The sequence below is a fragment of the Caballeronia mineralivorans PML1(12) genome, from assembly GCF_001028175.1.
GTDB lineage: Bacteria > Pseudomonadota > Gammaproteobacteria > Burkholderiales > Burkholderiaceae > Caballeronia > Caballeronia mineralivorans.
Genome location: NZ_AEJF01000075.1, coordinates 228190 through 254297 on the forward strand (window position 1 = coordinate 228190; position 26108 = coordinate 254297).

The 26108-nt window shown below is 60.5% G+C and carries 23 protein-coding genes and 1 pseudogene; 12 read left to right on the forward strand and 12 right to left on the reverse strand.

Annotated elements, in window-relative coordinates:
- Nucleotides 1-15: 15 nt before the first annotated feature.
- Genes EOS_RS11035 through EOS_RS11050 form a run of 4 tightly spaced genes read left to right on the forward strand, consistent with a single transcriptional unit; the run spans nucleotide 16 to nucleotide 3642 of the window.
- A complete protein-coding gene (locus EOS_RS11035) occupies nucleotides 16-762 on the forward strand; it encodes a transporter substrate-binding domain-containing protein (RefSeq protein ID WP_047846649.1) in 747 nt (248 codons plus the stop codon).
- Nucleotides 763-788: 26 nt separating this feature from the next.
- Nucleotides 789-1454 carry an amino acid ABC transporter permease gene (locus EOS_RS11040; RefSeq protein WP_047846650.1) on the forward strand — a complete coding sequence of 222 codons (666 nt, stop codon included), beginning with the start codon at nucleotides 789-791 and terminating at the stop codon, nucleotides 1452-1454.
- Nucleotides 1455-1456: 2 nt separating this feature from the next.
- Nucleotides 1457-2236, forward strand: coding sequence for an amino acid ABC transporter ATP-binding protein (locus tag EOS_RS11045; protein WP_047846651.1), 780 nt, complete (start codon nucleotides 1457-1459; stop codon nucleotides 2234-2236).
- The gene (locus EOS_RS11050) at nucleotides 2233-3642 is read left to right on the forward strand and encodes a formimidoylglutamate deiminase (RefSeq protein ID WP_047846652.1); all 1410 of its coding nucleotides are present in this window, start codon (nucleotides 2233-2235) and stop codon (nucleotides 3640-3642) included. Before EOS_RS11045 ends, EOS_RS11050 begins: the two co-directional genes overlap by 4 nt.
- A 164-nt stretch (nucleotides 3643-3806) precedes the next feature.
- Here EOS_RS11050 and EOS_RS11055 read toward each other — a convergent pair whose 3' ends face one another.
- Together EOS_RS11055 and EOS_RS11060 are read right to left on the reverse strand one after the other, a co-directional pair.
- Nucleotides 3807-4247 (reverse strand): hypothetical protein, encoded by a 441-nt coding sequence (locus tag EOS_RS11055; protein ID WP_047846653.1) that lies wholly within the window; start codon nucleotides 4245-4247, stop codon nucleotides 3807-3809.
- 180 nt (nucleotides 4248-4427) lie between these two features.
- Nucleotides 4428-5393, reverse strand: a complete 966-nt coding sequence (locus tag EOS_RS11060) for a GlxA family transcriptional regulator (protein WP_047846654.1) — start codon at nucleotides 5391-5393, stop codon at nucleotides 4428-4430.
- Nucleotides 5394-5674: 281 nt separating this feature from the next.
- Between EOS_RS11060 and EOS_RS11065 the strand changes: the two genes are divergently transcribed.
- From EOS_RS11065 to EOS_RS11085, 5 genes are all read left to right on the forward strand, one after another.
- Complete coding sequence (locus EOS_RS11065) at nucleotides 5675-6364, forward strand: HD domain-containing protein (RefSeq protein ID WP_047846655.1); 690 nt, start codon at nucleotides 5675-5677, stop codon at nucleotides 6362-6364.
- A 210-nt stretch (nucleotides 6365-6574) separates the two neighbouring features.
- The gene (locus EOS_RS11070) at nucleotides 6575-7450 is read left to right on the forward strand and encodes a TauD/TfdA dioxygenase family protein (RefSeq protein ID WP_047846656.1); all 876 of its coding nucleotides are present in this window, start codon (nucleotides 6575-6577) and stop codon (nucleotides 7448-7450) included.
- Between the two features lie 54 nt (nucleotides 7451-7504).
- Nucleotides 7505-8566, forward strand: coding sequence for an ABC transporter substrate-binding protein (locus tag EOS_RS11075; protein ID WP_047846657.1), 1062 nt, complete (start codon nucleotides 7505-7507; stop codon nucleotides 8564-8566).
- Nucleotides 8567-8768: 202 nt separating this feature from the next.
- The gene (locus tag EOS_RS11080) at nucleotides 8769-9599 is read left to right on the forward strand and encodes an ABC transporter ATP-binding protein (protein ID WP_047846658.1); all 831 of its coding nucleotides are present in this window, start codon (nucleotides 8769-8771) and stop codon (nucleotides 9597-9599) included.
- Nucleotides 9596-10495 carry an ABC transporter permease gene (locus EOS_RS11085; protein WP_047846659.1) on the forward strand — a complete coding sequence of 300 codons (900 nt, stop codon included), beginning with the start codon at nucleotides 9596-9598 and terminating at the stop codon, nucleotides 10493-10495. The genes EOS_RS11080 and EOS_RS11085 overlap by 4 nt, the downstream gene beginning before the upstream one ends.
- Nucleotides 10496-10678: 183 nt before the next feature.
- Here EOS_RS11085 and EOS_RS11090 read toward each other — a convergent pair whose 3' ends face one another.
- The 6 genes from EOS_RS11090 to EOS_RS11115 form a co-directional block, all read right to left on the reverse strand.
- The gene (locus EOS_RS11090; RefSeq protein WP_047846660.1) at nucleotides 10679-12085 is read right to left on the reverse strand and encodes an OprD family outer membrane porin; all 1407 of its coding nucleotides are present in this window, start codon (nucleotides 12083-12085) and stop codon (nucleotides 10679-10681) included.
- Between the two features lie 242 nt (nucleotides 12086-12327).
- Nucleotides 12328-13311 (reverse strand): murein tripeptide/oligopeptide ABC transporter ATP binding protein OppF, encoded by a 984-nt coding sequence (gene oppF / locus EOS_RS11095; RefSeq protein WP_047846661.1) that lies wholly within the window; start codon nucleotides 13309-13311, stop codon nucleotides 12328-12330.
- Nucleotides 13304-14305 carry an ABC transporter ATP-binding protein gene (locus EOS_RS11100; RefSeq protein WP_326972918.1) on the reverse strand — a complete coding sequence of 334 codons (1002 nt, stop codon included), beginning with the start codon at nucleotides 14303-14305 and terminating at the stop codon, nucleotides 13304-13306. Before EOS_RS11100 ends, oppF begins: the two co-directional genes overlap by 8 nt.
- Nucleotides 14306-14307: 2 nt before the next feature.
- Complete coding sequence (locus tag EOS_RS11105) at nucleotides 14308-15210, reverse strand: ABC transporter permease subunit (RefSeq protein WP_047846663.1); 903 nt, start codon at nucleotides 15208-15210, stop codon at nucleotides 14308-14310.
- 30 nt (nucleotides 15211-15240) lie between these two features.
- Nucleotides 15241-16161: an ABC transporter permease subunit gene (locus EOS_RS11110; RefSeq protein WP_047846664.1), complete on the reverse strand. Its 921-nt coding sequence runs from the start codon at nucleotides 16159-16161 to the stop codon at nucleotides 15241-15243.
- 93 nt (nucleotides 16162-16254) lie between these two features.
- Nucleotides 16255-17955 (reverse strand): peptide ABC transporter substrate-binding protein, encoded by a 1701-nt coding sequence (locus tag EOS_RS11115; RefSeq protein ID WP_082163307.1) that lies wholly within the window; start codon nucleotides 17953-17955, stop codon nucleotides 16255-16257.
- Between the two features lie 477 nt (nucleotides 17956-18432).
- Between EOS_RS11115 and EOS_RS11120 the strand changes: the two genes are divergently transcribed.
- Nucleotides 18433-19362: a LysR substrate-binding domain-containing protein gene (locus tag EOS_RS11120; protein ID WP_047846665.1), complete on the forward strand. Its 930-nt coding sequence runs from the start codon at nucleotides 18433-18435 to the stop codon at nucleotides 19360-19362.
- 21 nt (nucleotides 19363-19383) lie between these two features.
- Here the strand turns inward: EOS_RS11120 and EOS_RS11125 are convergent.
- A pseudogene (locus EOS_RS11125) lies at nucleotides 19384-19533 on the reverse strand (VOC family protein); the annotation flags it as partial.
- Nucleotides 19534-19588: 55 nt separating this feature from the next.
- On the opposite strand from EOS_RS11125, the gene ggt reads away from it, so the two are divergent.
- Together ggt and EOS_RS11135 are read left to right on the forward strand one after the other, a co-directional pair.
- Complete coding sequence (gene ggt, locus EOS_RS11130; protein WP_047846704.1) at nucleotides 19589-21316, forward strand: gamma-glutamyltransferase; 1728 nt, start codon at nucleotides 19589-19591, stop codon at nucleotides 21314-21316.
- A 325-nt stretch (nucleotides 21317-21641) separates the two neighbouring features.
- Entirely contained in the window at nucleotides 21642-23036 is a 1395-nt protein-coding gene (locus EOS_RS11135; protein WP_047846667.1) for an NCS2 family permease, read from the forward strand.
- A gap of 159 nt (nucleotides 23037-23195) precedes the next feature.
- Here EOS_RS11135 and EOS_RS47490 read toward each other — a convergent pair whose 3' ends face one another.
- The 3 genes from EOS_RS47490 to iscB form a co-directional block, all read right to left on the reverse strand.
- Nucleotides 23196-23345, reverse strand: a complete 150-nt coding sequence (locus tag EOS_RS47490) for a hypothetical protein (RefSeq protein ID WP_166681306.1) — start codon at nucleotides 23343-23345, stop codon at nucleotides 23196-23198.
- Between the two features lie 201 nt (nucleotides 23346-23546).
- The gene (locus EOS_RS11140; RefSeq protein ID WP_047846668.1) at nucleotides 23547-24638 is read right to left on the reverse strand and encodes a calcium:proton antiporter; all 1092 of its coding nucleotides are present in this window, start codon (nucleotides 24636-24638) and stop codon (nucleotides 23547-23549) included.
- Nucleotides 24635-26029 carry an RNA-guided endonuclease IscB gene (gene iscB / locus EOS_RS11145; protein WP_047846669.1) on the reverse strand — a complete coding sequence of 465 codons (1395 nt, stop codon included), beginning with the start codon at nucleotides 26027-26029 and terminating at the stop codon, nucleotides 24635-24637. Before iscB ends, EOS_RS11140 begins: the two co-directional genes overlap by 4 nt.
- Nucleotides 26030-26108: the final 79 nt, after the last annotated feature.

Here is a 26108-nt window from a genome sequence, read left to right on the forward strand (position 1 = left end):
ATCAAGGAAACCAGCATGAAACTGACCCAGGCTTTTTCCGCCCTCGCGCTCGCCGTCCTCGTCAGCGTGGCGGCTGCACCCGCCGCCCGCGCTGCCGACGACACCATCCGCGTTGCCACTGACGCGACCTTTCCGCCGCTCGAATTCGTAAAAGACGGCAAGCGCACGGGCTTCGATATCGAGTTGATCGAGGCCATGGCCAAGACGATCGGCAAGAAAGTGCAGTGGGTGGACATCGACTTCAAGGGGCTGATTCCGGGGCTGATCGCGAATCGCTTCGACGTCGCCGCGTCAGGCATCTATATGACGGATGAGCGCCGCAAGGTCGTCGATTTCACCGACCCGTACTACAAGGGTGGTCTCGTGGTGCTGGTGCGCAAGAACGACACGTCGATCAAGACGCCCGCCGATCTCGACGGTAAAAAGGTGACCGTCCAGGTCGGCACGAAATCGGTGGCTTTCCTGAAAGACAACTATCCGAAAGTGCAGCGCGTGGAAGTTGAAAAGAATCAGGAGATGTTCGATCTCGTGAACATCGGCCGCGCCGATGCCGCGGTCACCGGCCGCCCCGCCGCCGTGGAATACGCGAAGGTGCAGCCCAACGTGCGCGTCCTGGACAAGGGCCTCACTACCGAGTTGTACGGCTTCGCACTGCGCAAGGACGAAACCGCGCTGACCGCGGAGATGAACAAGGCGCTGCAGACGTTGCGTGCGAACGGTACTTACGACGCGCTTACGACGAAGTGGTTCGGCAAGCAGTGATACGCCGCCCCTCACAGGATTAACCGATGACGCTCGATTTTTCTCCCGTATGGGCAGGCTGGGAAGCGCTCGCGACAGGCGCTGCGACGACGATCGAAGTCACGGCCTGCTCGCTCGTACTCGGCTGCGTGCTGGGCCTGCTGGTGGGTATCGGCAGACTCGCGCCGCAGCGCCGCGTGATCTACGGCCTTTGCACCGCGTATCTCACGTTCATACGCGGCACGCCACTGCTCGTACAGCTTTTCATCCTGTTCTTCGGCCTGCCGCAGTTCGGCATCATGCTGCCCGCATTTGCGTGCGGCGTGCTGGGCTTGGGCGTTTATAGCGGCGCTTATGTGTCGGAGATCGTGCGCGGGTCGATTCAATCGGTGGATCGCGGCCAGATGGAAGCGGCACGATCGCTTGGGATGCCTTATCGAATGGCCATGCGCAAGGTGATCCTGCCGCAGGCGTTCGTGCGCATGATCCCGCCGCTCGGGAACGAGTTCATTGCGTTGATCAAGAACTCAGCGCTGGTCTCGCTACTGACGATCAACGACCTGATGCACGAAGGCGAGAAGATCATCAGCGTGTCGTACCGGTCGCTGGAAGTGTATATAGCGATCGCGTTCATTTACCTGATCCTCACGAGCGCGACGTCGCTGGTGCTGCGCAGGACCGAAAAATCGCTGCGTGCCGACGGGAGGGTCTGACCATGAGCACGACCGCGAATGAACCCATTGTTTCAGTCAGGCAACTGGCGAAGTCGTTCGGTGCGAACCGGGTATTGAACGGTATCGATATCGACGTGCAGCCGTCGCAGGTGATCGTGGTGATCGGTCCGAGCGGCTCGGGCAAGAGTACCTTCCTGCGCTGCCTGAACGGGCTGGAAACCGCCGAAGAAGGTACGGTCCGGATCTGCGGCCACGCGCTCGTGGACAACGGCCGGATGATCGATGAGAACGGCCTGAACCGCATCCGCCGAGACGTGGGCATGGTGTTTCAATCGTTCAACCTGTTTCCGCATCTGACCGTGCTGCAGAACGTCACGCTTGCGCCGCGCTCGCTGGCTCGCGCGAGTGCCGTGGATGCCGAAAGCCAAGCGCGCGCCCTGCTCGCGAAGGTCGGGCTCGGACACAAGGCCGACGTTTATCCGGGCACCCTGTCCGGTGGACAGAAACAGCGCGTGGCGATTGCCCGGGCGCTTGCCATGCGCCCGCAAGTGATGCTCTTCGACGAACCCACTTCCGCACTGGATCCCGAACTGGTCGGCGAAGTGCTGCAGGTCATGCAGACGCTCGCGAGTGAAGGCATGACCATGTTGATCGTCACGCATGAGATGAATTTTGCGCGCGATGTTGCGGATACGGTCGTGGTGATGGATCACGGCAGCGTGATCGAGGCAGGACCGCCGGCGCAAATTTTCGGGGCGCCGCGCGAAGCCCGCACGCGCAGTTTCCTGCAAGCGGTCTTGTCGCGCGAACAGGCGGCATGACTTCGGCGTCGTACGTCATGGAACACGGCGGCGGTCTTTTTGCATCGGCCGCGTTCCTCTTCGACGGTTGGCATCGCGATGTGGCATTGCGCTGGAATGCAGCCGGCGAACTGACGCACGTCACGCCCGACGCCACTCGCGACGCTCGCTTTCCCCGCGCGCGCGGGCCCGTGATCCCAGGCATGCCGAACCTGCACTCGCATGCATTCCAGCGCGCGATGGCAGGACTGACTGAAACCCGCGGCAACCCGGCCGATTCTTTCTGGAGCTGGCGCACGCTGATGTACCGGTTCGCGGACCGGCTGACACCTTTTCATCTGGAAGCGATCAGCCGGCATCTGTACATTGAAATGCTGAAGGCGGGTTATACGTCGGTCTGCGAATTCCACTACGTTCATCATGCGGCCAATGGCAAGCCGTATGCCAATCCGGCGGAGCACGCCGAGCGCATTATCGGCGCCGCGCAGGATGCTGGAATCGGCCTCACCTTGCTCCCCGTGCTGTATCAATACAGCGGCTTCGGCGAACAGCCGCCGCTTGCGCATCAGGCACGTTTCATCTCGTCGCCGGAATGGATTCTCGATCTGCTCGCGCGCCTGCGCCGCGATCACCCCACGCATGGCGCTCTGTGTTACGGAGCGGCGCCGCATTCGCTGCGGGCGGTATCGGAGGCGTCGTTGAACGCATTGGTGCGCGGCTTGCGGCACGACGATCTAGATGCCCCACTGCATATCCACGTTGCCGAACAGACGAAGGAAGTAGACGACTGTATCGCTGCCCACGGACAGCGGCCAGTGCAATGGTTGTTTGATCGTCAGACTGTCGATGCACGCTGGTGTCTCGTGCACGCAACCCATCTCTCCAATGCCGAATATGCGGCCATAGCCAAGAGCGGTGCGACGGTCGGCTTGTGTCCCACGACCGAGGCCAATCTCGGCGACGGTTTCTTCGATGCCCCCCGCTATCTCGCCGATGGTGGCCGATGGGGCATCGGCTCGGACAGCAATGTGGGCGTCAGTGTGCGCGCCGAACTGCGACTGCTCGAGTACGGCCAGCGCCTCTTGCACCGGAGCAGGAACGCGCTGGCATCGGTTGCTGAACCGGCGGTCGCGGACGGGCTTTATCGTGCTGCGGTAACCGGCGGAGCTGCTGCGACAGGACGCGAGGTAGCCGGCTTGCGGGTCGGACAGCGAGCCGATTTCTGTGTACTCGACGCCGATCATCCGGCGGTCATGGACCGAACGCCGTCGCAAATATTGTCGGGCTTCGTGTTTTGCGAACACGGCGGCGAGCCGGTTCGCGATGTCTACACCGGCGGGCGCGCGGTGGTTGTCGACGGTTACCATGCGCAGCAGGACTCCGCATTTGCGGACTATCGCGTGGCGCTTAAGGACCTGCTTTCGTAACACCATTGCGGTAAGCGATGTCGAGCGCGAGCGCCGCACGAAATCAGAGGCTGAACCCGGCGCCCGGAAACGTGTCAGTGGACAAGCACCCGGGCAACGGACGTGCGAACGGTCCCAGCTTCGATGCAGGAGTGGTCAGCATGAGCAAGAGCCCACAAAAACGCTCAGGACGCGCTGGACTCTTCCGGCCAGGGCCAGCGGCTAAAACGCGATTCCGGTTTGGCACCGGGCAGTGGTGTCTGCAAACCTTCCGCAAACCATGCCACGTCCTTCCTGCGCTCCGCGACGTAACCCTCCCAACCCTCGGCGTTGCCGGTGAAGAGATCGTGCTGCACCGTCGATGCCAGCAACGACCGGTTCAGTTCTTCATCGAGCAGGGTTTTCGGCCAAAGGAAAAACGCAGCGGTCGCGCGCTCGGTAACCTGTTGCGGCGACATCCCGGCATCGAGATAGGCGAGCCATGTAAATCCCCTCAACGAGTCCTCGCGGGCGATCGCGTCACCGAGCGTGGCATAACGCTGGCCGCTTCGCGACAAGCACGACAGTGCCTCCAGCACATCGCCCAGATGCAGCAATAACGCACGTCGTTCATAAGCATCTTTCATTAAAACCTCCAGATTCATTGTTGCCAACTCCAACTTACAACGCGTCGTCGGCGCGGTGCAGCAGCCCTTCCACCGTATCAGACGGCTGGACGGCTGTGCCCTGATCTTTGACACTTATATGTCCCCATAACCGCAGACAAAACGCACGCCCAGTCCGTAGGTCGTGACCGATAAACACCATCAAGCCCCGAGCTTCAGAAAACTCAGGCGGTAATCGTTCGGCGACACTCCCAGCCGTTGCCGGAACACGATTCGCATCCTGTCCGCAGTGCCGAAGCCACATTCATACGCGATGGTTTTCAACGGCGTCGTGCTGCTTTCGAGCGCGTTGCGCGCTGCATCAATACGCGCTCGCTCCACGAAATCATGCGGTGTCACTCCGGTCGCCTCGACGAACGCGCGCGCGAAATTACGCTCGCTCATGCCCGCGATCTGCGCCAGCTTTTCGACCGTCATCCGCTCGCCGATATGCTCCATCACATGCGCCTGCACCTTCGCCGCGGGTGAGGTCTCATCGGCGGGCGCACTCAGGTACGGGCTGAATTGCGACTGGCCGCCACGGCGCTGCGCGAACACAACGAGCCGCTTGGCGACAGCGAGCGCAATACGCGGGCCGTGATCCTCGGCGACGAGTGCGAGTGCAACATCGATACCCGCCGTCACGCCCGCCGACGTAACCAGATTGCCATCGCGGATATGAATGCGATCGAGCTCGACCCGGGCAAGCGGAAATTGCCTTGCGAGTTGCGGCGCATTTTGCCAGTGGGTCGTGACATGACGGCCATCGATCAGACCGGCATGGCCCAGCGCAAACGCGCCGGTGCAGATCGAACCGTAGCGCTCACACCGTGAAGCAACATCGCGCAACCAGGTGCTCAGGCGCGGATCGGGGGGATCGGACGGCAGCGCCGGACCGCCCGCAACGAGCGCGATGTCGTAACGCTGCTGCGGCTTTCCGCACGTTGTGTCCGCGAGCAAACGCGTACCGTTCGATGCGCGCACCGGCGCATCGTCCACGCTGACCAACGTGATCGCGTAACCCTCGCCGGGAGCCAGGAAGCTGTTCGCTTCGGCGAATACGTCGAGTGGACCGGCTACATCGAGCGCCTGCACTTGCGGAAAAATCGCGACGGCGACGCTGTGCATGAGGTCGTGCTCCTGTGTCGACCGGAGTCAGCGCTTTAGCGCTGACTCCGGTCCCATGGAAAAGGGCTGCTTTTGGGCGCGTTCTACGCGCTTGGCAGGAGACGCCGTACGGTTGGCAGACTTCGACGGACACGGCGCATTGCGGCCATGCCGGCTCGCCGCCACACTGGATTCGTCGTCCACACCCCTTCCGCTTCTCCCGATGATCCGCCCGGGCCTGCACATTTTAACAAGGCGTTCGCGGCGTCGAGGGCAAGCTCAACATCCAAGGAACATTGAACATGACCACCACCATTGCCGGCATCCGCATTCCCGACAGCACCATGGCGCGCGCCGCTACTGAACTTGTCCGCGATACCGAGCCGGACCTGCTGTACAACCACTCGCGCCGCGTGTTCCTGTTTGGCGCCCTGACCGGCGAGCGGCGTCAATTGGCCTTCGACGCGGAATTGCTTTATATCGGCGCGATGTTCCATGACATGGGCCTGATCGATGCCTATAGCAGCCCGCATGACCGCTTCGAAGTCGACGGTGCGAACGCCGCGCGCGACTTCCTCAAGGGTTATGGAATCGGCGAGCAGGACATCGAACAGGTTTGGGATTCGATCGCGCTGCACACCACGCCCGGAATTCCGCAGCACAAGAAGCCGGTGGTCGCGCTGGTCACGGCGGGTGTGGAGATGGACGTGCTTGGCCTCGCTTACGACGAGTTCACCGACTCCCAGCGCAAGCAGGTGATCGCCGTGCATCCGCGCGAGGTGAACTTCAAGGAAGGCATCATCGACGCCTTCGCTCACGGGACGATCAAGAAACCGGAAACGACGTTCGGCAACGTGAAAGCCGATGTCCTCGCGCTCAAGGACCCGACGTACAAACGCCTCAATTTCTGCAGCCTGATCCTGGGGTCATCATGGAATGACAGCGCGGCGGGATGCGCGCATTGCAGCGACCCGACGCACAACCATCAGTAATGATTCTGCAAGTCCGCACGGCCGCTCCTCTACTGGAGCGGCCCGTTTATCGCTAAAACAGATAAGCGTATGGGATTTGGTTCGTTGACCTTGTTCGCACGGGATTTTAGATTCGGTATCTGACCTGGGCTTTTCCGGCGTATTGTTTCAGTTCATCACCGCCGCTTCGCCTGGAGTGCTTTTCCCCCGAATCGAATTAACGAGTCCCGCGTGACGACCTTATCCCCACACCAGACCATCGAGATCATTCCGTTCGAAGGTGCGCCTTTAGGCGCCGAAGTGACCGGCCTCGACCTGAGCCAGCCCCTGGCCGACGAAGATTTCAAGCGCATCCATCGCGCGCATCTCGATCATCACGTAGTTGTGTTCCGCGACCAGCGCATCACGCCCGAGCAGCACATCAACTTCAGCCGCCGCTTCGGTCCGTTGCAAATCCACGTGCTGCACCAGTTTCAGTTGAGCGGTCATCCCGAGATCTTGATCGTCTCCAACGTGATGGAAAACGGCAAGCCGATCGGTCTCGGCGATGCCGGGCATTTCTGGCATTCGGATCTGTCGTACAAGGAAACACCGAGCCTCGGTTCGCTGCTGCACGCGCAGGAACTGCCGGCAGAAGGCGGCGACACGCTGTTCGCCAACATGCATCTGGCATGGGACACGCTACCGCAAGCACTGCGCGATGCGGTCAAGGGGCGCTCCGCCGAGCACACTTATCTGGCGAAATACGCCGAGCTGCAAAAGCGCAGCCCGTGGCGCCCTAACCTCTCCGCCGAACAGATCGCGCAAGTGGAACCGGTCGTGCATCCGATCGTGCGCACGCATCCGGAAACCGGCCGCCGTGCGCTGTTCGTGAGCGAGCATTTCACCACGCGCGTGATCGGGCTGCCAGAAGATGAGAGCCGCGACTTGCTGCAAGCCCTCTTCGATCACAGCGTGTGCGACGAGCATGTCTACCGGCACGTATGGCGCGAACACGACCTCGTGTTCTGGGACAACCGCTCGCTCATGCACCTCGCAGCGGGTACGCCAGATCATCTGCGCAGAAAGATGTATCGAACGACGATTGAAGGCGACACGCCGTTCTGATCGCTTGGCTTCCAGGTACGACTTCAATTCTAAAAACACTTCTTCGGACTTTCGATGCCGCTTTCGCTTTTTTCCCGGCGAGGACCTGCGGGTTCTCGTTCATTGTCGCGCCCTTTGACCGCGGCGCTTGTGTCGCTCTGCCTTGCCGTTACTTCTTTTGTTGCAGCACCTCCTGCGCGAGCCGAGGGAACGATCCGTATCGCGGAGCAGTTCGGCGTGGTGTATCTGCTGCTCAACGTCGCACGCGACCAGAAGCTGATCGAACAGGAAGGCAAGAAAGCCGGCGTCGATATCAAAGTGGACTGGCTGAAGTTATCGGGCGGCGCGGCCGTCAATGACGCGCTGTTGTCCGGTTCCATCGATATCGCGGGGGCAGGCGTCGGTCCGCTGATGACAATCTGGGACCGCACGCACGGCAAACAGAACGTCAAGGGCGTGGCCTCGCTCGGCAATCTGCCGTATTACCTCGTATCGAATAATCCGAACGTGAAAACCATCGCGGATTTCACGGAGAAAGACCGTATCGCGGTGCCGGCGGTGTCGGTATCGGTGCAGTCGCGCGTGTTGCAATTCGCCGCCGCGAAGCGTTGGGGCGACAAGGACTACGATCGCCTCGACAAGCTGACGCAAGCCGTTCCGCATCCTGACGCGGCCGCCGCGATCATTGCCGGCGGCACGGAGATCACCGGACACTTCGGCAATCCGCCATTCCAGGAACAAGAACTGGCGGGCAATCCGAGGGCGCACATCGTGCTGAATTCCTACAATGTCCTCGGTGGTCCGAGCTCGGCCACCGTGCTCTACGCGACCGAAAAGTTCCGCGATAACAATCCAAAGACGTATCGCGCATTCATCGCGGCGCTCGCGGATGCCGCGCGTTTCGTATCGGCCAATCCAGAAGCCGCCGCCGATATCTATATCCGCGTGAACAACGCCAGGATCGATCGCACGCTGCTGGTCGGCATCATCAAGAACCCCGACACGCAGTTCAAGATCGCGCCGCAGAACACGCTTGCGCTCGCACAGTTCATGTATCGGGTCGGTGCGATCAAGAACGAGCCGAAGTCATGGCAAGACTATTTTTTCGCCGATCCGGCGCTCGGCGGTGGCAGCTGATTCATCGCTGTATGTACCTGTTGCGAGAACGCCCGCTGCTTTTTGGCGGGCGTTTTTTTGACCATCGCTTAAGCGACCGTCCGCGTCACTGAAACGGCAAAACCGTTGCTTATGCGTCGGCGTGTTTTGAATATGCGCAATGATTGGTTCACGCGCGCATGAGGCCCCGCTAAGGTCGTGTTTTACGCATGAACGCACAGCCATGGCCGCCAATCCCACTGTCCTTTATCCGCCGCCTGAACGCGATAATTCGTCCGCGCCGAGCGCCAAGCTCCTCACGGTCGATAACGTCAACCTCGAGTACCGCACGCGCGAGCGCATCGTGCGTGCAACGCATCAAGTCAGCTTCGACGTCTATGGCGGCGACCGGTTCGTTCTGCTCGGCCCGTCCGGTTGCGGCAAGTCGACGCTGCTCAAAGCGGTCGCCGGTTTTATCGAACCGGTTGCGGGGACGATCCAGATCGACGGCAAACCCGTGCAGGGTCCAGGCGCCGATCGCATTGTCGTGTTCCAGGAATTCGACCAGCTGCCGCCGTGGAAAACGGTGCTGCAAAACGTGGCGTTCCCGTTGCGCGTCGCCAAGAAACTGAGCCGCGCGGAAGCCCGCGAACGTGCGCTGCATTTCCTCGATAAGGTCGGCCTCGCTGCTTTCGCCGATGCTTACCCGCACACGCTCTCCGGTGGCATGAAACAGCGCGTGGCGATCGCCCGTGCACTCGCGATGCAACCACGCGTGCTGCTGATGGACGAACCGTTCGCCGCACTCGACGCACTCACGCGGCGCAAGATGCAGGAAGAACTGCTGCGCTTGTGGGACGAGGCGAGTTTCACGTTGTTGTTCGTCACGCACTCGATCGAGGAAGCGCTGATTGTCGGCAACCGGATTTTGCTGCTGACGCCGCATCCCGGGCGCGTGCGAGCCGAGTTGAACAGCCATCAATTCACCAAGGACAGCTCGGGACGCAGTGACTTTCAGCAGAGCGTCGCACGTATTCATCGGCTGCTGTTCGACGACACGGAGGCCGTTCAATGAGCAGGCCGACTACATTGCCGTTCGAGCCCATCGCGCTCGTGCCGCCGGTTCGCGAAGAATACGAACGTGTTCCAGAACCGCTTCTGGATGTCGCCATTGAGACGCCGTTGCCGTTCGGAAAGCGGCTTGCGAACCAGACGTGGTTGCGCAAGGCGCTTATCGCTTTCGTGCTGATCGGAATCTGGGAAGCGGTTGCGCGCGCGGTCGGAAACGATCTGCTGTTGCCTACCTTCACCGATACATTATCGGCATTCGTACAAGGCATCTGGTCGGGTGAACTTATTGCGAAAACGGCGATCTCCCTGTCCGTGCTGTTGAGAGGTTACCTGCTCGGCGTGGTGCTTGCGTTCGTGCTGACGTCGCTTGCTGTGTCCACGCGTTTTGGCCGCGATCTGCTGTCCATGCTGACCGCGATGTTCAATCCGTTACCGTCGATCGCGCTACTGCCGCTCGCGTTGTTATGGTTCGGTCTGGGAACCGGAAGCCTGCTGTTCGTGCTCGTGCATTCGGTGCTGTGGCCGCTCGCGTTGAACACCTACTCCGGCTTTCAATCCGTACCGGAAACGCTGCATATGACTGGCCGCAATTACGGCTTGAAAGGACTTCGGCATGTACTGTTGATTCTGGTGCCAGCCGCACTACCCTCGATCCTCGCCGGGCTCCGCGTGGGCTGGGCATTTGCATGGCGCACACTGATCGCAGCGGAACTCGTGTTCGGCGCCAGCTCGGGAAATGGCGGGCTCGGCTGGTACATCTTTCAGAACCGTAACGAGCTGTATACGGATCGCGTATTCGCGGGACTGGCTGCCGTGATCGTGATCGGTTTGGTCGTGGAGCATCTCGTTTTCGATACCTTCGAACGGCTCACCGTGCGCCGCTGGGGCGTGCAACGCTGAGTGTTTCTATCGGACGCCAAGCCGAAGCTAGCTGCCCGTATGGAAAAAAGCCCGCAGGGCGGGCCCGGCGGGCGGAAAGCGCGGTTCAGCGCCCACGCCTGATCGACTGGGCTGCACACCGGTGAGCAGCGCCCATCACGCTGCTCACCACGCCCTATCGGCCGTCCAACGGCCGTCGATTTCTTAAAACACGTTGACCGGAACGTTCACCATCAAACGATAAACATCGCTGCTGGAATCCGAATAGTATTGGCCGCCGTGGTGATGCATGTAATAGAACTTCGCGGTCGTTCCCTTCAGTTTTCCAGAGCCCAACGTATAAGACGGAATGAAACCGAACTCGTAGTGGGTGCCATGAACGGGTTGACCATTCTTCCAGTAGAGATCATGCAGGGCGTTCGATGGATCGGAGTATCGATTCGCCATGTCCGTGGCATCCGCACCCCATCCATATGCCGTCCACAGCGTCATTTTCAGACCCGGAACACCGTACTCGCCCATGTTGACCGTATAACCAAGCTGCAATGATTTTTCATGCGGCGCGTTGTAGTCGACATCCAGCGAATTCGCCAGATAATCGCCTGCCGACTGGCCGACATAATCGAAGAACTGATTGCTCGCGATCTGCTGGAATCCGACCGATATGGTATGCGCCTTGTGCGTGCCCGACAGCAGCAAGCTATACGCGTGGTTATTGATGGACCCTTCTCGGCTCTGCCCCACGTCATGGGTATAGTAATAGGTCAGGCCGCCCGTCCAGCGAATCTGCGACGGATCGCCAATACTGCGTGTCAGCGACAGATAATATTGATCCCACACGTTATCTGCACGGCTGCCATATAAGGACACGGCCGTATCGTCATTGGGTGTGTAATCGCCGCCCGCGAACGTGAAGCGGCTGAAGTGTATGCCGCCGTATTCGGTCCTCAACGAGGAGACGCTTGTCTGGCCGCGCGCCAGCACTGCGTCGACACTACCCGCCTTGAGCGTCAGGTTCTTGATTTCGTCGCTCGCGAGAGAAACACCGCGGTAAGTGGGCGGCAGTGCGCGGTTATCGTGGGGAACGAGAAAGGGATTATCGAATAATTGTTGACCATATTTAACAACCGTATTCGATACCCGCGCTTTCACATCCCACACGCCCGGGTACGTCCAGGCCAGCTGATTCTGCCCGGTTTGGCCGTCGTGATTCAAATGCACGCGGTTACCGGCGCCTTCTCCGCCGTTCAGCTTGAACGCGCTGAACAACGACGCATCAAAACCGACGCCGAATAATCCGCGTGTATACCCCGATTCAAACACCGCCTGGTTTCCGAGGACCGAGGCGTCCTTCTTTTTAATCCCATCCGCTTCGAAGTGTTCGGTGTAGCTGCGAAAAAGAAGGTTGAAATGTGAATCTTCTATAAAACCTTTGGACTTCGCCTGATTACTGATAGGCGCGTCCGCTTCGGAATTGGGCGGGGAACTAGGAGGCGCCTCCGTATGACGTGTTGCAACATCGTCATCGTCCGCGAAAGCGGAAATGGCCGGATTCATCAAGCCAGTGAAAACAATTAGAGATAGAGCGACTGAACGCTTTTGTTGTTTCATGGTTCTGTCTCGTATTTTTATTAGCAGCGAGTAAAAAATGGCCGATAGCCGTTCTCATATAATCTCGGCACGAACGCAAAACTCACGCCGTGCTCGGAACGACGCACCGGAAGGTGGTGACTACAGGGACCACAGCGACTACTGGGACTACGGAAACTTCACGATGGGCCGAACGACTCCCTGACCGCCGTCAGAAACGGTGGTTTTGAGCCCTGCCAGGGGTTGTCGAAACGGCGGTTAAATCAGGCGAGCAAACACGCCGCCGCGACTCCATGCTCGAGCGTACGCAGCGGCGGCACTTCGCGTGAGCAGCGCGCCTCCGCTATCGGACAACGAGTATGGAAGACGCAACCTGTCGGCGGATTGATCGGACTGGGAATATCGCTGGACAAAATCTGCACGACCTTGGTCCGTTCGATGGCCGGGTTCGGCACCGGCACCGCGGAGAGCAACGCCCGCGTGTACGGATGCCGCGGCCGTGCGTAAAGCGAATGTTTGTCGGCAAGCTCCATGACGTGGCCGAGATACATGACCATCACGCGATCCGAGATGTGCTTGACCACGGCCAGATCGTGCGCGATGAAGATCAGCGCGAGCTTCATTTCCTGCTGCAGCGACTTGAGCAGGTTGACGATCTGGGCCTGGATCGAGACGTCGAGCGCGGACACGGGTTCGTCGCAGACAATCAGCTTCGGCTCCACGATCAACGCGCGCGCAATCCCGATCCGCTGGCACTGGCCGCCCGAAAACTCATGCGCGTAGCGGTTGATCATCTGCTCGCGCAAGCCGACCTTCGCCATCATTGCGCGCACGCGCTGGTTCATTTCGTCCTTCGACATGCCCGGCCGATGTTCACGCAAAGGTTCCGCGATGATCTGCCCGACCGTCATGCGCGGATCGAGCGAGGCAAGCGGATCCTGGAAAATCATCTGGATGTCGCGCCGCACGCCGTGCCACTGTTTGGTCGTTGCGCCGCTGAGATCCTTCCCCATCCATACGATCTCGCCATGCGTAGCGGGAATCAGGTTGAGAATGGCGCGCGACAGGGTCGACTTGCCGCAGCCGGATTCGCCGACCACACCAAGCGTCTCACCGGCCTTCAGATCGAAGCTCACGCCGTCCACGGCCTTCAGCGTACGCGATGGCGCCCACGGCAACTTGCTCTTCGCCTTGACGTTGAAATGAACCTGGACGTTGCGTATGGACAGGATGGTTTGCTCAGACATGGGCCACCTCGTGCAACGACTTCATCTGCTCGACCGGGCGATTGCAGGCGCGCAGCCAGGTCGTGTCGCCGCCAAACGGTTCGAGCGGCGGGACCGAGTCTGCGCAACGCTGGCTCGCGTCAATGCAACGCTCCTGGAACGGGCAGCCCGACGGCGGATGCGCCATGTTCGGCGGATTGCCGGGAATCCCGACGAGCGGCGCGTCGCTTTGATCCAGCCGCGGCAATGCGCGCAGCAAACCGATCGTGTAGGGATGCGAAGGACGGGCGAACAAGTTGTCGGCGTTGCAATGTTCCATTACGCGGCCACCGTACATGACCATCACTTTCTCGCACAGGCCGGCGACTACGCCGAGGTCGTGCGTGATCAGCACGATTGCCGTGCCGAAGTCGTGTTGCAGGTTGCGCAGAAGCTGAAGAATTTGGGCCTGGACCGTGACGTCGAGCGCGGTAGTCGGTTCATCGGCGAACAGCACTTGCGGTTCGCACAACAACGCCATTGCGATCATCACGCGTTGGCGCATGCCGCCGGAAAGCTCGTGCGGGTATTGGTCGATACGATGCGCCGCTTCGGGAATGCGCACCGCTTCCAGCATCTCGATTGCGCGCTTTTTCGCGGCGCGGCGCGTCATGTTCTTGTGCAGTTCCAGCACTTCCGTCATCTGGCGTTCGATCGTCAGATACGGATTCAGCGACGTCATGGGGTCCTGGAAGATCATGGAAAGCCGGTTGCCGCGAATGCGGTTCAGCTTCTTCGCCGGCATAGTCAGCAGGTTCTCGCCCTGATAGATCGCGCTGCCGTTTGCGCGGCCGTTGCTCGCGAGCAGCCCGAGCATGGCGAGCACGCTCTGGCTCTTGCCCGATCCCGACTCACCGACAATGCCCAGCGTGCTGCCTTCCTCGAGGTCGAAACTCACACCGTTCACCGCGCGGACCACGGCATCGGGGGAGTCGAAGGCGACTTCCAGATTACTTACCTTGAGCAATGACATGATGCTTACCGATCCTTCGGGTCGAGCGCGTCGCGCAGACCGTCGCCAACAAAGTTGATGCAATACAGCGTCACCGACAATAACGCCGCCGGGAACAGGAGAATCCAGGGTGCCGTTTCCATCACACCGACACCGTCCTGAATCAGCACGCCCCAACTGGTCATCGGCTCCTGCACGCCGAGTCCGAGAAACGATAGAACGGACTCCGTAAGAATAACGCCAGGAACCGTAACCGTTGTGTAAATCGCAACAATGCCGAGCAGGTTCGGGACGATGTGACGCAGGATGATGCCGCCCGTCGACACACCGATAGCACGCGCCGCTTCAATGTATTCCTTCGACCGGATCGCGAGCGTCTGGCCGCGTACGACCCGTGCCATGTCCATCCACGAAAATACCGTAATGGTCAGCACAACGAGGTAGAACTCGCGGCCAAGCAGCGTGACCATCAGGATGGCGATCAGCAGGTACGGGATTGCGTACATCATGTCGACAATACGCATCATTGCGTTGTCCACACGACCGCCAACGAACCCTGCAATCGCGCCCCATACAATGCCGAGCGTGACCGACGTCAGCGTGGCGAGCCCACCGATCATCAGCGAGACACGGCCGCCGACCAGGCAGCGCACCAGCAGATCGCGGCCGGTTTCATCAGTACCGAACAGATGCCAATTCGCAAACGTTGGCGTGGAACTCATCATGTTCCAGTCCGTGGAATCGAAAGCGTTCGGCAGCAGCATCGGGCCGATCGCGCAGGCCAGCGTGATCAGCAGCAGGATCACGAGACTTGCCACGGCGGCCTTGTTGCGCGCGAAGCGCATACGGGCGTCCTGCCAGGGGCTGCGGCCTTCCACCGGCACGGCCAGCACGCTCTCGAGCGCGGGGACCAGGGAACCTTGTTTCATTGCGGACCTCATGCTGGTTGACTCATTATTTCAGTAGCGGATTTTCGGATCGAGCCATGCGTAAGCGAGATCGACCAGCAGATTGAGCAGCACCGCGACCACCGTCACCAGCACGACCAGCCCCAGCACGAGCGTGTAATCGCGATTGGCCGCGCCGTTCACGATCAGCTTGCCGATTCCCGGTAACGAGAACACGGACTCGGTGACGACCGCTGCCGTGATCGAGCCGATCGCGAGCGGACCGATCACCGAGACCACCGGAATCATGGTCGGCCGCAGCGCATGGCGCAGCACGACTGTCCAGCGCGACAAGCCCTTGGCGTACGCTGTCCGAATGTAGTTGGTGTTCAACACCTCGATCAGGCTGCCGCGTGTCACGCGGCCCACGGTCGCCACGTTGATGATGGTCAGCAGCGCAACCGGCAACACCATGTAGCGCACATGAAAGCCGTTCCAGCCGCCGGCTGGCAGCCACTTCAGCAGGATTGCGAACACAAGGATAAGGACCGGTCCGATCACGAACGAGGGAAATGCGCTGCCCGCGTTACCAATGATCATCAGCAGATAGTCAGCCGGGCTATTGCGGTAGAGCGCCGCGAAGATGCCGAGCACCACGCCGAGCACGATGGCAAGCAGCATGGATACACCGCCGATGGTCAGCGACACCGGCAACGCACGCAACACGAGGTCGTTGACACTCCAGTCGGCGTATCGGAACGATGCACCGAGGTCGCCATGCAAGAGGCTGTTGAGATACAGCAGGTACTGCTTCCACAGCGGTTCGCCGAGATGGTATTTCGCCTGCAGGTTTGCGAGCACTTCGGCGGAGACCTTGCGTTCACCGTCGAACGGACCGCCCGGCGTGGCGTGCAGCAGCAGATAGCAGACGGTGACAACAATCAGCAGCGTAGGCACCGTCAGCAGCACGCGCCTCAACGTATAAGACCACATGGAACATCTCTCCTGGCGGCGTCGTGACAAGGCTCGTCACGGCAACCGCCTCTTGCTGTTTGCTGGATAGTATTGCGGGCGTTCGCGTCGCGCTCAGTGCGCCACGATATACATGTCCTTGCTGCGGTAACGGTCCATCGGGTTCTTCAGCGAATACCCGCCCACATAGCTTTTCACCAGCCGGACCGTGGTGTATTGCAGCAGTGGCAGGATCGGATAGTCGTCCATCACGAGCTTCGCGGCCTGGGTTTGCAACTGCGTGCGTTTAACCTGGTCCGTGCTTTCGTTCGCTTGCCGGATTAGTGCGTCGGCCTTGGGATTGCAATTGCCGCTGTCGTTCTGGTCCGAACCGCATTGCACAAGCTGCAGAAACGTGGTCGCGTCGTTATAGTCTGCGACCCAGCCATTGCGTGCAATCTGGTAGTCACCGGTATGACGCTTCTTCAGCAGAACCTTGAACTCCATCGCGTCGATCTGCGTGTCCAGACCGAGCTTCGTTTTCCATTCGGAGGCCGCAAAAATAGCCATTTTCTTGTGATAGTCGCTCGTGTTCGTCGCGAAGTGCAGCGTCGTGCCCGGCTTCACGCCGGCTTGCGCGAGCAGCTTTTTCGCTTCTTCCACGCGCTTGGCCATCGGCCACGTCGACCAGTCGTAAGCCGTCACATCCGCGCCCTTCACGCCCTTCACAATGACACCGTACGCCGGGATCTGCCCGTCCGCGGTCACGCGTTGCGCAAGGATGTCGCGGTCGATCACCATGGAGAGCGCCTGGCGAACGCGCACGTCCTTGAGCAGGGGGTCCTTGTTGTTGAACGAGTAGTACCGCAGTCCGAGCATCGGCGCGATCTTCATGTCGGCGGCGAACTCCTGCTTGTACTTCGGGTATGTGCCGGACGGCAATTGATACACCCAGTCATTGTCGCCCGACTGGAACAGCTTGATGTCCGTGGTCTCGCTTTCCACCGGCAGATACGTGACTTGCGACAACTGCACATGTGCGATGTCCCAGTACTGCGGGTTGCGTGCCAACACAAGCTTGCTGTTCACTTGCCAGTCCTTCAGCATAAACGCGCCGTTACTCACCAGCTTGCCTGGTTTGGTCCAGTCGCGGCCGTACTTCTCGACGGCGGCCTTGTTCACCGGACCGAGATTCGCATTCGACATCAAGTCAGGAATGAACGACACCGGATACGGCGTCTTGATTTCGACCGTGTAGGGATCGATTGCGCGGATGCCCAGTGTGTCCGGTGATTTTTTCCCCGCCACAATTTCAGCGCCGTTCAGCAGGAAGACGCCGAACGTACTCGCGTAGGGCGAGGCGATCTTCGGGTCGACGAGGCGCTGGCAGCCGTACACGAAATCGCTCGCGACCACCGGCTCGCCGTTCGACCACTTTGCGTTCTTTCGCAGATGGAAGATCCACGTGGTTGCATCCTTCTGCTCCCATTTTTCCGCCACGCCCGGCACGACGGTCCCGTCGGCATTGGTCGCGGTCAGGCCTTCAAAAAGGTCACGCGTGACGTTGTTGGACGGCACAGTCTCAGCCAGGTTCGGATCGAGGGTCTCGACCTCGGACGCGTTGTTGCGCACCAGTTCCTGCTTCGCCGCAAGCTGCACGCCCGGCGGCACGATAGCCGCATGAGCCAGATGAACGTTGCTTACCGCTGCAACGCAGACACTCGCTGCAAGGGCCGGAAGCCACTTGCGGGAAACGCGGCGATGAACAGCATCGCCCGGACGAAAAAAAGCGTCAACGCGTGCGCTACGGGCAACCAGTACTGCAAACAACGTCATGGGAATCCTTGTTATTTATTTATTCACCCGGCACCGGAGTGCCGGATTACAAGAGCTTTTGGCCCTGCGCAACACGGTGAGGTGTGTCTTTATGTGACGCTATGTGCCGCAGTCCGCATGCCGGAGCAGACGGACGCAACGGCGAGCATCTTAGCCCACCTAACATTTTGCTTTCGAACATCGTTGATCAAAGGCCGGCATTGTGTGCCGGCCTTTACCACGTCGCCAGTACGCTACTTTCAAGAACCTTGACACATCATACGAACGGACGACAGAACCGAGTTCGCCGGGAGTATTTCAGAGCAATAAAGTGGAATCCACTCACATGTGGTTATAGCCCATGTGTTTTGTGTATAAGCAGGAGGCTGGGCGTTCGACTCGCGCTTTATCCACGCGCGCGCGCCCGTAAATTAGCAGGCGCCCGTGGTTCGCGCTAACATCGGCCTCCTTGAGGTCCGTGCAGGTAGGTTCAAAACAATGATCCGTTTTCGCCAGATAGAAGCTTTCCGCCAGTTGATTATGACGGGTACCAGTGTCGGGGCTGCGCGCGTGATGCACGTCACTCAGCCCGCCATTAGCCGTTTGATCGCCGATTTAGAGGCTGACCTCGGTTTCAGCCTGTTCAGCCGCGTGGGCGGCCGGTTGAACCCGACCAATGCCGGGCTGCGCTTCTATAAGTCCGTCGAAGAGAATTTTCTGGGGCTCGAACGCCTGAAACAGGTCGCCGAAATCATTCGCGACGAAGCGTCCGAGGGGCTGACGGTCGCCTGCTTACCCGTGCTCGCCAGCACGCTGCTGCCGCCCATCCTCGCCGACTTCGTCGAGCGTCATCCGGGCGTGCCCATACGCGTCGATTCGGTGAAGGTTCCCGAGGTACTCACGATCCTGCAGAACCACAAGGCCGACGTTGCGATCAGCCAGGCATTCGCATCGGTTGCGGGTATCGAAGTTGAAAAGCTGCTGCATGCGCGTGCGCAGTGCGCAATGCCGGCGTCGCATCGGCTGGCGAAGAAAAAATCGGTGCGGGCACAGGATCTGCGTGGCGAGCGCATCATCGGCTGGCTGCCGAATTCGCGCCAGCCTTACGCGGCCGAACAGTCACTGTTCGCGGCCGGCGAAGACCGCGCGAACTACACGGTCCTGACCGACACCGCGCACACGCGCTATGCAATGGTCGCGGGCGGTCTGGGCGTGTCGATCGTCGAACCGTTCGCAGCCAAGGTGTGGCGGGCGCACGGCGTGGTCGTGCGCCCCTTCGAGGCCGCGATCGAATACGAATACGTGCTGTCATATCCGAGCAGCGGAATACGCTCGGATCTCGTCGCATCGTTCCGTGAATCCGTGCTTCGCGTGGTAGCCACGTATTCCCTGGATGAAACGCAAGCACCCGCCGGCGCCGAGGCCTGAGCAGGCGTCCAGCCCGGTGTGTTAGCCACCGCCGAACAACCGGTCCGCGCGGGCCTTCATCTCCTCAGGGGAGACATCCTCAATATGAGTTGCGAGCCACCACACGTGGCCGAACGGATCGCGCAACTTGCCGCCACGGTCGCCATAGAATTGATCGGCGACCGGCCGCAACCGCGCTTTCGGCTTACCCATTTTCAAGAGGAGCAAGATGTCCATGAAGAAGTCCATGAGTTCGCTGCATCGCGCACGTTCATTCGCGCTCGGAACCCTCGCTGCCGCGGCGTTTTCGATCTCGTTCGCGTTTGTCGAAAGCGCACCGGCCTACGCGAAGGTCACGCCGCAACCCGCGGTCCTGACAGCTTCGGCAGTGGCAGTCGCCGACAAATTCGCGGCCGATGCAGCCGAGCAGATCTTCAAGGAAGGCGGTAATGCGGTCGACGCAGCCGTCGCGATCGCATTCACGCTGGCCGTGACCTATCCGGAAGCGGGCAACCTGGGCGGCGGCGGTTTCATGACGCTCTACGTGGATCATCGTCCCTACTTCCTCGACTATCGTGAGCGCGCCCCGATCGCGGCCACGAAGAACATGTATCTCGAGGACAAGGGTGAAGTCATCAAGGGCATGAGCTTGTACGGGTATCGCGCAGTGGGCGTGCCGGGCACGGTATCGGGCATGTGGGAAGCGCAGAAGCGCTTCGGCAAGCTGAAGTGGAAACAGGTCGTGGCGCCCGCGATCAAGTATGCGCAGGACGGCTTTGAAGTCAGCGATCAACTGCAGGAACGCAAGGACGCCGCGTCGAAGGAATTCGCCGGCAAGACCAACTTCGATAGTTACTTCGGAACCCTGAATAAAGGCGTGAACTTCAAGCAACCGGAACTGGCCGCGACGCTTCAACGCATCTCGGATAAAGGTGCCAAGGGCTTCTATGAAGGCAAGACGGCGGATCTGATCGCCACCGCCATGACCGGCCACGGCCTGATCACGGCACAGGATCTGAAGGAATACAAGGCAGTCTGGCGGCAACCGGTGCTCGCGAGCTGGAACAGCTATCGCATCATCACGGCGCCGCCGCCGAGTTCCGGCGGTATCGGTCTCGTGCAGTTGCTGAAGATGAAGGCCGATCTCAAGGACAAGTATGCCAACGTGCCGCTTAATTCCGCGCAATACATCCACCTGACCGCGGAAATTGAGAAACGCGTGTTCGCCGACCGCGCCCAGTATCTCGGCGATCCCGATTTCTACAAGGTGCCGATCGCACAGCTCATCGACGACGACTACATCCTGAAGCGTGCATCCGAGGTTAATCCCGATACGCCGTCTGACACCAAGAGCGTCGTTCCGGGCCTCGGCACCACGATGCCGGAAAAGGCTGAAACCACGCACTTCTCGGTGGTCGACAAGTGGGGCAACGCGGTATCGAATACGTACACCATCAACGGCTATTTCGGCTCGGGCGTGGTGGCGGACGGTACGGGTGTGGTGCTGAACGACGAGATGGACGACTTCTCTTCGAAACCGGGCGTGGCAAACATGTTCGGTGTAGTGGGCAGTGACGCCAACGCGATCGAACCGCGCAAGCGCCCGCTTTCTTCAATGTCGCCGACCATCCTCACGAAGGACGATCAGGTCGCGATGGTGATCGGCACGCCGGGCGGCTCGCGCATCTTTACATCGATCTTTCAGGTCATCAACAACGTCTACGACTTCTCGATGCCCCTGCCCGATGCGGTCGCGGCAATGCGCTTTCATCATCAGTTGCTGCCGCCGAACACGATTTTCTGGGAGCCGTACAAGCCCATTGACGGCGATCTCGCGAAAGAGCTGGAAGCAAAGGGATACACGCTCGCGAAGCAGGGTTTCAACGGCGATATCCAGGTCATCAAGATCAACGGCACGACGCCCGAACCCGCGGCCGATCCACGCGGCCGGGGCGTGACGCGCGTGATTCAGTAAGCTGTCGCGTTAGGTCTGATTAGTTCCGGCCGACAAAAGGGCCAGGTTATTCGACCTGGCCCTTTTGCTTTTCTACAGCACGTCCACGCCTTTCAAAGCCGCATGGAAACAGACCTTATAAGGATCGCGGCATGACTGGAATCCCATTTTTGAGATTGGAGGCGGCTTAATGATCGCCTAGTCTCTGTGCTGGCCCAGTCCAGTGCGTTGGCTCCGGCCAACAACATAAATCAAACCTATCGAGACGACCCTGAAGACGGCGTGGCCGGTCTGCCAAGACTATCCGGCGCGCTTGTTTCAGCCTGCTGATAAAGGAGAACAGCTCATGATGGAACCCCACGCCCAGCCGCTCGGCGGCATCGACATTCAGAACGATGCCCCCGCGTCTCAATCCGGCGGATTGATCGACCGGTACTTTCAGATCAGCGCGCGCGGCAGTACGCAGCGGCGCGAGGTGATAGCAGGTATTACCACCTTCCTGGCGATGGTTTATTCCGTGTTTGTCGTGCCGGAAATGCTGGGCAAGGCCGGCTTCGATACCCGCGCCGTCTTCGTGGCGGTCTGCCTGACGACTGCTTTCGGCTCGCTTTTGATGGGTATATGGGCGCGCTTGCCAATCGCGATCGGCTGTGCGATCTCGCTGACCGCGTTCACCGCTTTCGGGCTGGTGCTGGGCAAAGGGCTCTCGCCAGCCGTCGCGCTTGGCGCGGTGTTCCTGATGGGCGTTACCTTCACCGCGGTCTCCGTCACCGGGGTGCGCTCGTGGATCCTGCGCAACCTGCCGGCGGGCGTCGCGCACGGCACGGGGATCGGGATCGGCTTGTTTCTGCTGCTGATTGCGTCGAACGATGTCGGCCTGATCGTGAAAAATCCGGGTGCGGGAATGCCCGTTTCGCTCGGGCATATCACGGCGTTTCCAGTGCTGATGTCGATCTTCGGACTTGCAGCGATCATCGGCCTGGAGCGCCGGCGCGTGCCGGGCGGAATCTTGCTCGTGGTGGTCGGGTTGTCGGCGCTGGGATTGGCCTTCGATCCCGCGGTCCGTTTCACCGGCGTGTTCGCGTTGCCCTCGTTGAGCGCTCCCGGACATGCATCGCTGATCGGCGCCATGGACATTCGCGGCGCGCTGTCGCTGGCCGTGTTGCCAAGCGTGTTCGCACTGGTGATGACCGCCGTCTTCGATGCCACCGGCACGATTCGCGCAGTGGCGGGACAAGCGGGTCAGATCGATGAGAAAGGCCGTATTGTGAACGGCGGCCGGGCGTTGACCGCGGACTCCGTCAGCTCAATCGTCGCCGCGTGCCTGGGCGGTGCGCCGGCTGCGGCGTATATCGAATCGACTGTGGGCGTGGCGGCAGGCGCGAAGTCGGGCCTGGCGGCCGCTACCGTTGGCGTGATGTTCCTGCTGGTGATGTTCTTCTCGCCGCTCGCCGGGCTCGTGCCTTCATACGCCACCGCTCCCGCCCTGATGTATGTCGGCCTGCTGATGCTCGCCAGCGTAAGCAAGCTGCACATGGACGATCTTGTCGACGCCATGTCCGGTCTCGTCTGCGCCGTGTTCATTGTGCTGTCGGCGAATATTGTGACCGGCATCATGCTCGGCTTCTGCACGCTCGTCATCGGCCGGGTGGTTTCCGGCGAGCACAAGAAGCTGAACGTGGGCACGGTCGCGATCGCCGCGGTGCTCGCCGCGTTTTATCTCGGCGGATGGGCAATCTGAAACTGATGGGCTAACGCCCGTTCAGTGCCGGCTGTCACGGTTGCCGACTTTCTACCCGGCAACCGCTTTAACGCATGCAAGGCCGGCGAACCGACGTTCGAGAGCGATCAACGGCTCGATCGGTGCGTCGATTCAGCAGTCGGCTAAGCTGCAGCCGATTTACTTGCGGCGATACGCTTCAGCCAGCACGGCGCAATTTTGCAGATGCAGGTTCAGCGCATGAGCAGCTTCGCGGCGAACGACAGCCTTCGCCTTGCGGAACCACGAACCGAACGAAACGAGAATCGAACCTTGAGCGGCGGTTTTCATGAAAGCATCTCAGCGTGAGTTAGGGATTACCCGTTAGGGAATACCCTGATTATACGCATCCGATGCTGCGTTGCAAAAAGATTTTGAGATTAGCCCTCGCGTGAAGCACGAACGCAACACCGCGCGGAGAATTGCTGAATCAGGTCTGGCCCCTTATTTTCAGGACTGGCCCGCAAGGCTGCGAACGCTCTTCCGCCAACCTCAGGGCACGACCGAAAGAAACAGGAACGTCGCAAAAATAACCAGATGAACCACGCCCTGAAGTACGGTCGAGCGCCCCGTGCCGAGTGTGAGGACGCTGACGATCAAGGTCAGTGCGAGCAGCACGATTTCCTTCGAACCGAGACCAAGCGCGATCGGCTGGCTGATCGCAAGCGACACCACCGCCACGGCCGGAATCGTCAGACCGATGCTCGCCAGCGCCGATCCAAGCGCAAGATTCAAGCTGGTCTGCAACCGGTTAAGCCGTGCAGCGCGCAACGCGGCCACGCCTTCCGGCAACAGCACGAGCGCCGCGATCACCACGCCAACCAACGCTTCGGGCGCGCCTGCCCGGGCTACCCCCGCCTCAACGGCCGGCGACAGCAGCTTCGCCAGTCCGACAACCGATATCAGCGAGAGCAGCAGCAAACCGCCGGAAGCCAACGCGTAGCCGTTGGTGGGCAGCGGCGCGTGAACATCGTCGGTTTCGGCTCGATTCGGATCGAGCGCCGGCACCGGCGGCAGGAAATAATCGCGATGCCTGACGGTCTGCACGAACACGAACACCATGTACAGGACCAGCGACGTCACGCCGACAAACACGAGTTGCGACGTCGACAATACCGGCCCCGCCACCGTGCTGGTGAAATCGGGCAAGACCATGGTCAACACTGACAGTGCACACAGGATGGCGAGCGTCGCGCTTGCACCCTGTAGCTGGAAATTCTGCTCGTGATGGCGCATGCCGCCCACGAGCAAGCAAAGCCCGACAATGCCGTTGCACACGATCATGATCGCGGCGAACACGGTGTCGCGCGGCAACGCTGCTTTCTCCGGACCGCCCGAGATCATGACCGAGACGATCAGCGCCACTTCGATCACCGTCACAGCAATGGCCAGCACAAGCGTGCCGAACGGCTCGCCGACTCGATGCGCAACCACTTCGGCGTGATGAACCGCGGCGAACACCGCGGCGGCGAGTGCGATGGCGGCGAGAATGAACATGAAGCCGTTCGGCATGGCGAACGTCAGTCCCAGGATGACAAGTGCGGCAAATGGCGCGATGCCCGTCCAGTCCAGCTTGAATTTCATCGCTTAGCGCGGGAAACCTCGGCATTCATGCCGGGGTGGGATAGCGCGGCTTGCGCAGCAAGCCATGCTTTTGTGCCGTTCCCTGATTCCCTTTCCTTTGTCAAAGGCACAGTTAAATATCCATAACCATCAGCCCGCTGCACCGTCGTGCAGTGGCGATGCGCGATGCCCTGTACGACGCCTGTGGGCGTCTGGATGTTAAAACTGCCGCTCGCGCGTACCGCGACACGGCCAACGTGAGTCCCTGCTTTCTTGCCTTTCGGTACGATGGCCCGGACGCGGTCCCCGGTCTGGAATCCGTGAACGCGCTTTTTGCGAGTCAGGTAGCCTCGCGCAAAGCCCTGTGCGGTGAGGCGTGTGCGCTGGTAACTGCCGCGACCGGTGCATCTGACTTCCAGCGTCGGTCGCTGCCATCCAGAGACGGCCTTGACTTCGCCAACACACACGGCATCGAGTGCGTGAGCCTTCGGAATCCCCAGCCGTGCGCGATTCCACTTCGTGCGCCCGCCGCTACCGGTCTCGAGCGCCCGTTCAGTCTCCTTCAGTGCGTTCGGTAGTGCCCAGCGCGTGCTGTTGACGGCGGCCGCATCACGCAGCGGCGCCTTCGCTTTCGACAGAATCCGCCTGAGCCGTGCCTCGTCCTTGACGAACTCCCGCACGTCGCGCCTGCCCTTGCCGATGTTGCAGGGCGCGCAGCCAAGCGTCAGGTTCGACACCCGATTCGAGCCGCCGCGTGCACGCGCAAGAATGTGCTCGATTTGCAGAGGCACGCCCTCGGCGTCGCAGTAGGCGCACTTGCGCCCCCACTTCTCGAGAAGATATTCACGTACCTCGTAGCCGAACAGCTCTCCCTGCTGATACTCGAGCCCGGAGATTTCCGGATTCTGCATCGCCTGCATGTCAAAGCGCACCAGCTCCATCGACAGCGCTGACACCGGTGCCCAGCGCATGACGCGCCGGACCCACGACATCGTCGAATTAACCCGATGCTGAAGGCTTGGCGCGAGCCCGCCCGCAGCGCGAGTCCGGTTATTGAACCGGGGTGCGCGATAACGCAGGTTGGCGCCGCGCCGGCGACGCCGCAATGCGCGTCGCTGCGTCAGCGCCTCCCTGATTTGCCGACCCCGATGAACGAGGTCCATCAGGCTCAGCACAGCAATGCCGTCCACTTTCTCCCGTACCAGCGCAATGCCTGTTGTCTTGCTGCCCGGGTCAAGCTTGAGCCTGCGTGGCTGAAAAAACGAGTCTTCGGCCCGTCGGTCAGTCAGCCGGATAACGAAGGGCACAACCCGATGCACCCGGGCCCGAGCGCGCTCCAGTAACAAGCGGGCACGTTTCTCTGTGCAGGGCATCAACGGCCGTCCCTGTCGGTCTAAAACGAATACCGCCATCGTAACAATTCCTTTTCTGCCCTTACGGGCCTTGTAACGGCAGCCTTGCGGCTGCGCTCCCCTCGCCAATGTTGCGACG